At 66.0% G+C, this 6,886-nt stretch carries 10 protein-coding genes and 1 pseudogene; 8 read left to right on the top strand and 3 right to left on the bottom strand.

The window, feature by feature from the left end:
- From O0J73_RS20770 to O0J73_RS20755, 4 genes and pseudogenes are all read left to right on the top strand, one after another.
- Window positions 1–366: pseudogene (locus tag O0J73_RS20770) on the top strand (SOS response-associated peptidase family protein); the annotation flags it as partial.
- A gap of 35 nt (window positions 367–401) precedes the next feature.
- Window positions 402–650 (top strand): hypothetical protein, encoded by a 249-nt coding sequence (locus O0J73_RS20765; protein WP_308309534.1) that lies wholly within the window; start codon window positions 402–404, stop codon window positions 648–650.
- Between the two features lie 118 nt (window positions 651–768).
- Complete coding sequence (locus O0J73_RS20760) at window positions 769–1,269, top strand: hypothetical protein (RefSeq protein ID WP_308309533.1); 501 nt, start codon at window positions 769–771, stop codon at window positions 1,267–1,269.
- Between the two features lie 407 nt (window positions 1,270–1,676).
- On the top strand, window positions 1,677–2,249 hold the full coding sequence (locus tag O0J73_RS20755; RefSeq protein WP_308309532.1) for a hypothetical protein: 573 nt from the start codon (window positions 1,677–1,679) through the stop codon (window positions 2,247–2,249).
- 125 nt (window positions 2,250–2,374) lie between these two features.
- Here the strand turns inward: O0J73_RS20755 and smpB are convergent, their stop codons facing one another.
- On the bottom strand, window positions 2,375–2,878 hold the full coding sequence (gene smpB, locus O0J73_RS20750; protein WP_040007975.1) for an SsrA-binding protein SmpB: 504 nt from the start codon (window positions 2,876–2,878) through the stop codon (window positions 2,375–2,377).
- A 57-nt stretch (window positions 2,879–2,935) separates the two neighbouring features.
- On the opposite strand from smpB, the gene O0J73_RS20745 reads away from it, so the two are divergent.
- On the top strand, window positions 2,936–3,361 hold the full coding sequence (locus tag O0J73_RS20745) for a type II toxin-antitoxin system RatA family toxin (protein WP_032959119.1): 426 nt from the start codon (window positions 2,936–2,938) through the stop codon (window positions 3,359–3,361).
- Window positions 3,362–3,364: 3 nt separating this feature from the next.
- Window positions 3,365–3,622, top strand: coding sequence for an RnfH family protein (locus O0J73_RS20740; RefSeq protein WP_008268432.1), 258 nt, complete (start codon window positions 3,365–3,367; stop codon window positions 3,620–3,622).
- Between the two features lie 35 nt (window positions 3,623–3,657).
- On the opposite strand, the gene bamE is transcribed toward O0J73_RS20740, so the two are convergent.
- On the bottom strand, window positions 3,658–4,050 hold the full coding sequence (bamE, locus tag O0J73_RS20735; RefSeq protein WP_006434042.1) for an outer membrane protein assembly factor BamE: 393 nt from the start codon (window positions 4,048–4,050) through the stop codon (window positions 3,658–3,660).
- A 103-nt stretch (window positions 4,051–4,153) separates the two neighbouring features.
- On the opposite strand from bamE, the gene fur reads away from it, so the two are divergent.
- Window positions 4,154–4,561, top strand: a complete 408-nt coding sequence (fur, locus tag O0J73_RS20730; RefSeq protein ID WP_005409235.1) for a ferric iron uptake transcriptional regulator — start codon at window positions 4,154–4,156, stop codon at window positions 4,559–4,561.
- Window positions 4,562–4,619: 58 nt separating this feature from the next.
- Here the strand turns inward: fur and O0J73_RS20725 are convergent, their stop codons facing one another.
- Window positions 4,620–5,867 (bottom strand): SGNH/GDSL hydrolase family protein, encoded by a 1,248-nt coding sequence (locus O0J73_RS20725; protein ID WP_308309530.1) that lies wholly within the window; start codon window positions 5,865–5,867, stop codon window positions 4,620–4,622.
- Between the two features lie 97 nt (window positions 5,868–5,964).
- Between O0J73_RS20725 and O0J73_RS20720 the strand changes: the two genes are divergently transcribed.
- Window positions 5,965–6,882, top strand: a complete 918-nt coding sequence (locus tag O0J73_RS20720) for a LysR family transcriptional regulator (RefSeq protein ID WP_308309529.1) — start codon at window positions 5,965–5,967, stop codon at window positions 6,880–6,882.
- The last annotated feature ends 4 nt before the right edge of the window (window positions 6,883–6,886 follow it).

Genomic DNA, 6,886 nt, shown 5'->3' with positions numbered 1-6,886 from the left:
CGCTTCTTCATGTCCGTCCTCTTGTGAGACGGACTCTACTAAGATCAGGTTGGCCCGGAAAACGGGGGGCAGGTCACGCGCACCGGCGAACCGATGCTGGTGGCCTGCCTGTGGTCGCACTGGAAGGACCCCGCGGGGACAGAGCCCGACCTCCTATCGTTCGCGGCGATCACCGACGATCCTGAGCCCGAGGTTGCCGCGGCCGGCCATGATCGGACGATCATCAACATCAAGCTCGAGCATGTGGACGCCTGGCTCAATCCGGATCCAGCAGGCCTGGCCGCGTTCCGTAGCCTGCCGGCCATGTCACCCCCTGAATCCTTCTACTGGACTACGCACTCTGCATCTGGCCGGGCGATCCGCTGACCGTGATCGCCTGCCAGGGCGTCTGGCTCGTCTCCATGACCCAGCGTGTCGATGTCGACATCTGGGTGGCTCACCTCGATCGCCATCGGCATGGTCCTGGTGGCGGACCATGTCGGCAGTGCACCAGCTACGAGCAAGGCCTCGCCGGCGCCGAGCTCTGGGGCACCAGGAACGAGGCTCGATTGCGGGAGGATGTCGCCAAGATCCTGAACTGGCAGAGAGCGGTGCGGGCGAATAGTTTGGACAAGTTGGACACCGCCCTGCCGTTCGGGTGGATGGTGTAGATGCCAACGGGGAAGGTGCATGCCGCCTCGCCGGTTTGCACGGATCGCCGATTTGATCAATTCGTCAAATCGTTCAGGCAGGATGCCCTACCAACCTCGCGGTACATGGAGAGCAAGAATGAACGCAATGGAGCAACATCAAGAGCAGTGGTATGCAAACGTTGGCCGGTTTGCAATCGCGATGGGAGAAATCGAGTGGGCCGCAGTTCAAATGCTTCAGTGGCTGCCGAATGCAAAATTCTCACCGAAAGATGGGCTGTACCCCTTGATCGATAGTCTGAGTAAGGCGATCGAAGGTGGGACCAGCGATTTCGAAAGGGGAATCGCGATCTGTGTGAACGAGGCGAGCCAGCTGAGGCCAAGTCGCAACTCTATCCTTCACTCCGCCGTACGCTGGCAAGTTGCGTTTGAGGGATACCCTGAAGACGCTGAGATCGAGGTGGGTCCCGACTTCGATGTTGAAAGCTTGGTTCCCCGCTTTGTCTCCTACGTGCATGACAAAAAAGATCCAACTGCGCGCATGAGCCTTGGCGATCTGGAAGGGCACGTAGCGAGTGCGAGAGCTCTCAGTGATCGGATGTGGCACATAATCATTGCTGAGCACGCGCGAAGGACGTGAGTCGACATCGCTGTGCTGCCAGCTTCAAAAGCTGGCAAGAAAGCTGGCAAGTTGCTGCCAATATATGCCCATTCCTGAACATGCGGCAGTTATGAACAAAAAAGCCCATCAAGCTAAAGCATTGATGGGTTTCATTATTTCTGCGTTTTGGAAACCGGCGCCGATGGCGTAACGGGGACAATGCACCCCCGGTTTCTACATTGCTGCAAGGTACAAGGCCGATTCCGTGTCGCCGCGGTCAGGGCCCCCAACGCTGGCAATGCTACGGCAAAACAGCTGAACAGTCACCTTGGCAATCGTCAGCAAGGTGTAGTGCCGCCGGCATAGCGGATTGGTAACGTCATTGGCACGAATTTGCGACACACTGGCGACGACTATCCAGGCCAGAGCAGACACGGAGACGGTGGGTGACCGAGGCAAGCCAACAACGCAGCCTGCGACAGCTGGTCGGACCGGTCGGTGCCGACTACCAGCGGCGCGCGCTGCCCCCCGGCTGGGTCTGGGCGCTGCTGGGGCTGCTGCTCGCAGCCACCTGGCTGACCGAACTGCCGGCAACGGCAGCGGCGGCACTGGTGGCCAGTGCGGTGGTGGTGCACTGGGCGCAGCGCGGTCGCACCCATTGGCTGGGGTGGCGACTGCCGGGCCTGGCGGTGCTGGCGGCCCTGCTGTGGGGGCCGGAGGTGCTCTCGCAGTGGTTCGAGCACGGTCTGGCCGTGGTGCTGATGTCGCTGGCCAGCCTGAGCATCGGCGTGCATGTGTGGCAGTCGCGGCAGGTCGCCAGGCAGCTGCAGGGCGCGGCCGACGCGCTGGACGATGCGCAGTTGCTGGCGCTGCTGCCACCCGATGCGGCGCAGCTGGCACAGCGGTGGCGCGCGGGCGATGACCGCCACGCGCCCGAACTGGCGGTGGTGATGCACCTGGCGGTGATGCACGCGGCGCTGGCGCCGCGGATGCGGAAGCTGGGCGCGCTGGCCGGCTGACCGGCTGACCGGCTTGTAGAGTCGAGCTTGCTCGACTGATTCTTCTCCAAGCCGAGCATGGCCCGGCTCTACAGAAGGCCAAAGCAGTCGAGCAAGCTCGACTCTACAGGGGCATGCGCAACCGCTTACGCGTCGCGGTTGCCGCGACGCATCACGCGCTGCTTCTCGATCGCCCAGTCGCGGTCCTTGGCGGCATCGCGCTTGTCGTGGGTCTGCTTGCCCTTGGCCAGCGCGACTTCGAGCTTGATCTTGTTCTTGCTCCAGTACATCGCGGTGGGCACGATCGTGTAGCCATCGCGCTCGACCTTGCCGACCAGCTTGTCGATCTCGCTCCGGTGCAGCAGCAGCTTGCGCTCGCGCCGGTCGTTGGCCACCACATGGGTCGAGGCCTGGATCAACGGGGTGATCTGCGCGCCGATCAGGAAGATCTCTCCATCCTTGACGTAGGCGTAGGCGTCGACGATGTTGCCACGGCCCGCACGGATCGATTTCACTTCCCAGCCCTGCAGGGCCAGGCCGGCTTCGAAGCGATCCTCGATGTGGTACTCGTGGCGGGCACGCTTGTTCAGCGCGATGGTCTTGTTGGCCGTCGCGCTCTTTGCTTTATCCTTGCCGCTGTTCTTGCTCATTTCCGTATTGTCTCCGATTCGGGCCCGCCCGGTCGATTGCCGAAACGTCCTGTATTCATGCCTACTATCCGCCGCAGCGCCCTGGTCGAACATTCGGCCGCGCGCATGTTCGACCTGGTCAACGATGTCCAGGCCTATCCGCGCCGTTTCCGCTGGTGTTCGGCCGCCCAGATCCTGGAGCAGGGCGAAGACCGGCTGGTGGCGCGCCTGGACCTGGGCCTGGGCTCGTTCAGCACCTGGTTCCAGACCGAAAACACCCTGCAGCGCCCGCACAGCATCGACATGCAGCTGCGCGATGGCCCGTTCAAGCAACTGCACGGCCGCTGGGAATTCCATGCGTTGGCCGAAGATGCCTGCAAGGTCACCCTGACCCTGGAGTTCGAGCCTAGTTCGCGCCTGCTGGGCCCGGCTCTAGCGATCGGCTTCCAGGGGCTGGCCGATCGGATGGTCAACGATTTCGTCCGCGTCGCCGACGAGGGCTGAGCGATGATCGAGGTCGAGGTGGTGCTGGCCTGGCCGCAGCGGGTGCTGTCGCGCCGGCTGCAGCTGGAAGAGGGCGCGACCGTGGCCGATGCCATCGCCGCCGCCGCGCTGGACGGCACTGCCGGATGCCCGGCGGTGGCGGTGCATGGCGTGCTGGCGCGCCCGCAGCAGGTGTTGCAGGAAGGCGACCGCATCGAGCTGCTACGCCCGTTGCTGGCCGACCCCAAGGACAACCGCCGGCGGCGCGCGCTCGGCGGTTGATGCCCGCGCCCGTCCGAGTGGACGGGCAGGGCGCCTCAGCGGCCCTTCTTCTTCTTGTCCTTCGGCAGGTTGCGGCCGAACTGGCGCACGGTCTGCTGGGCCAGGGCCTTGTCGTTGCCCGGGAAGTAGTCGCCTTCCCAGCGGGTCACGGTGTCGTTGTCGAAGAACACGACGAAATTCTTCACCTCGGTACGGCCCAGGCGGTTCACGCGCTGGCTGGAGGTGTAGTCCCAGCGCTGGGCGTGGAACGGGTCGGGGATGGACGGGGTGCCCAGCAGCGCGGTGACCTGCTGCTTGCTCTGCCCGACCTGCAGCTTGGCCACGGCATCTTCCCGGATCAGGTTGCCCTGATAGATGGGTTGCTTGTAGATGATGCCGCACCCGGTGGTGGACAGGGCGACGGCGGCGACCAACAGGAGATTGCGCATCGGGACTGGCGGTTGGGGAAATCAAACCGATGATACACTCCCGGCGTGCCACCGCGACCCAATCCGAGGCAGCTGGCGCTAAATCGCCAATGAACGGAGACCTATGGAAACCCACGACCTGCGTAAAGTCGGCCTGAAGGTGACCCATCCGCGGATGCGGATCCTGGCGCTGCTCGAGCAGCGCAATGCCCAGCACCACATGACCGCCGAAGACATCTACCGCCAGCTGCTGGAGCATGGCGACGAGATCGGCCTGGCCACGGTCTACCGGGTGCTGACCCAGTTCGAGGCTGCCGGCCTCGTGCTCAAGCACAATTTCGAGGGCGGCCAGGCCGTCTACGAGCTGGACCGCGGCGGCCACCACGACCACATGGTCGACGTGGACAGCGGCAAGATCATCGAGTTCGAAAGCCACGAGATCGAAGAGCTGCAGCGCAAGATCGCGGCCGATCACGGCTACGAGCTGGAAGAGCACTCGCTGGTGCTGTACGTGCGCAAGAAGCGCAAGTAAGCCGTTCCGGCCAGCCGGACGCGACAGAACCCCGGGCTTGCCCGGGGTTTTTCGTTGTTCACAGTAGATCCGCGCCATGCGTGGATGGCCCCATCAGCACCTCCAGATCCACCGCCTCGGCCATGGCCTGGTTGCCGGCATCGCCCGGATGCAGGTGGTCACCGGAGTCGTAGGCCGCCGCCATCCGTGATGGATCGGCCGGGTCGCGCAGGGCCGCGTCCAGATCGATCACCGCGTCGAAGGGGCTGTCCGTGCGCAGCCAGGTGTTGAGCTGTTGGCGCAGCGCCTCCTTGTCAGGCTGGTAGTAGTCGTCCAGCGGCGTGCCGGGCAGGGCGCCGGCGAAGGGCGGCAGGGTGGCGCCCAGGATGCGCAGTCCGCGCCGACGGGCCTGTTCGGCCAGAGCCCGATAGCCGTCCTGCAGTTCGGACAGCGTAGGACGTGCCTGCTGCCGGGCGAAGGCGGTGCCGGGCCAGCTGATGTCGTTGATGCCGATCAGCACGATCACGCTGGCCACGCCGGGCTGATCCAATGCATCGCGCTGCAGGCGGGCCAGAACCGACTCGCCCATGCCGTCACGCAGCAGCCGGCCACCGGAGATGCCTGCGTTGACCACCGCGACGCCCCGTGGTGCCAGCCGCGCGGCCAGATGGTCGGTCCAGCGCTGGTCCTGGTCGAGGCTGGCGGTGGCGCCGTCGGTGATCGAATCGCCGATCACCACCACGCTGCGTGCGCTGGCGGTGGCTTCGACCTCGATCCCGGTCAGGAACAGCCGGGCCGTGGTGGGGCTGGCCCGATCCAGGCTGCGCGCCTGGCTCTGGTTGCCGCCGGCGATCCAGCTGGTCTGGCGGCCGTCCCAGTGGAAGGTCTGCAGCGGTGTCGGCCCCGGCACGAAGACGCTGACCTGCAGGGCCTGCTGATTGCCGGTGGGCAGGGCCAGCGGATCGCTCAGCCGTTCCTGGCCCGGGCCGATCAGCACGGCGGGCTGGCCGTCGAAGTGGAGCGGCTGTGGTGTCGCGCCCGGTCGTGCGGCCACGCTGGCCGCTCCTATCCGCAGGGGGTGCGTGCCGTAGGCATTGCTCAACCTTACCCGCAGGCGCGGGCCGCCCAGGCTGATGCGCGCGGTCTGGCGGAAGGTCTGGTCGTGCAGCGATGCCGGGATCAGGGTCGGGAACAGGAAGTGGTCGGCACTCCACACCGGTTGCGGGCTGGCCTGCCAGCTGGCCACCCAGTGCGGGGCAGGGGCGGCGCTGGCGGCGCCGGTCAGGGCGAGCAGGGTGCTGGCAGTGAGCTTGCGGAGGCGGTCCATGGAGCGATTCCGGGGAAAGGAGCCGCCATGGTGATTCCGCCCTCATTTGTGAACTAGACTGCGCATGGACAATCATCTGTGAACTGGATTCATCGCCATGGCGCGACCCGACATCAACCGATCCGGTGAACTGGAAGTCTTCGTGCGGGTGATCGAGACCGGCGGCTTTTCCGCGGCGGCCCGCACCCTGGACATGACCCCGTCGGCGGTCAGCAAGCTGGTGGCGCGGCTGGAGCAGCGGCTGGGCACCCGCCTGCTGCAGCGGTCCACCCGCCAGCTGCAGCTGACCCCGGAAGGCTGCGCGTTCTACGAGCGTGGCCTGCGCGTGCTGGCCGACCTGGAGGAGGCCGAACGCTGTGCCAGCGCCCACGCCGAGCCGCGCGGGCGGCTGCGGGTCAATTCCAACGTGCCGTTCGGCCAGCACTTCCTGTTGCCGCTGCTGCCGGCGTTCCTCGATCGCAACCCGCAGGTGGGGGTGGACCTGACCCTCAACGACGAGGTGATCGACCTGCTTGAGCAGCGCACCGACGTGGCGGTGCGCGCCGGCCCTCTGAAGAGTTCCAGCCTGGTGGCGCGGCGATTGGGCGCGACGCGGATGATGATCGTGGCCGCACCGGCCTACGCGCAGCGGCACGGCCTGCCGCGCGATCCTGAGGAGCTGCAGGCGCACAACCGGCTGGACATCGGCCATGCGCGGGCGATGCAGGGCTGGCCGCTGCTGCAGGGAGGTCGTGAGCGCATGCTGCTGCCCAGTGGCAACGCACGTGCCAGCAATGGCGATGCGCTGCGCCAGCTGGTGCTGGGCGGGCTGGGCATGGCGCGCCTGGCCGCCTTCCAGGTGCAGGCCGACATCGCCGCCGGGCGCCTGCTGCCGGTGCTGGAAGAGGCCAATCCCGGTGACCTGGAGGAGGTGCACGCGGTGTTCCTGGGGCAGGGCGGCTACCTGCCGCTGCGGGTGCGCGCGTTCCTCGATTTCCTGGTGGAAAACGTCGATCTGGCGCAGCCACGGGGGTAGTTGC

The organism is Stenotrophomonas sp. Sm6012 (genome assembly GCF_030985895.1).
Lineage (GTDB): Bacteria > Pseudomonadota > Gammaproteobacteria > Xanthomonadales > Xanthomonadaceae > Stenotrophomonas > Stenotrophomonas forensis.
This window is presented reverse-complemented; position numbering and strand designations above follow the sequence as displayed.

What these genes read in the sequence shown, in the direction of transcription:
- smpB (WP_040007975.1), bottom strand. Translation starts at nt 2,878, where the DNA reads ATGAGCAAGAACAGCGGCAAGGATAAAGCAAAGAGCGCGACGGCCAAC.
- O0J73_RS20740 (WP_008268432.1), top strand. Translation starts at nt 3,365, where the DNA reads ATGATCGAGGTCGAGGTGGTGCTGGCCTGGCCGCAGCGGGTGCTGTCG.
- O0J73_RS20760 (WP_308309533.1), top strand. Translation starts at nt 769, where the DNA reads ATGAACGCAATGGAGCAACATCAAGAGCAGTGGTATGCAAACGTTGGC.
- fur (WP_005409235.1), top strand. Translation starts at nt 4,154, where the DNA reads ATGGAAACCCACGACCTGCGTAAAGTCGGCCTGAAGGTGACCCATCCG.
- bamE (WP_006434042.1), bottom strand. Translation starts at nt 4,050, where the DNA reads ATGCGCAATCTCCTGTTGGTCGCCGCCGTCGCCCTGTCCACCACCGGG.
- O0J73_RS20720 (WP_308309529.1), top strand. Translation starts at nt 5,965, where the DNA reads ATGGCGCGACCCGACATCAACCGATCCGGTGAACTGGAAGTCTTCGTG.
- O0J73_RS20745 (WP_032959119.1), top strand. Translation starts at nt 2,936, where the DNA reads ATGCCTACTATCCGCCGCAGCGCCCTGGTCGAACATTCGGCCGCGCGC.
- O0J73_RS20765 (WP_308309534.1), top strand. Translation starts at nt 402, where the DNA reads ATGACCCAGCGTGTCGATGTCGACATCTGGGTGGCTCACCTCGATCGC.
- O0J73_RS20725 (WP_308309530.1), bottom strand. Translation starts at nt 5,867, where the DNA reads ATGGACCGCCTCCGCAAGCTCACTGCCAGCACCCTGCTCGCCCTGACC.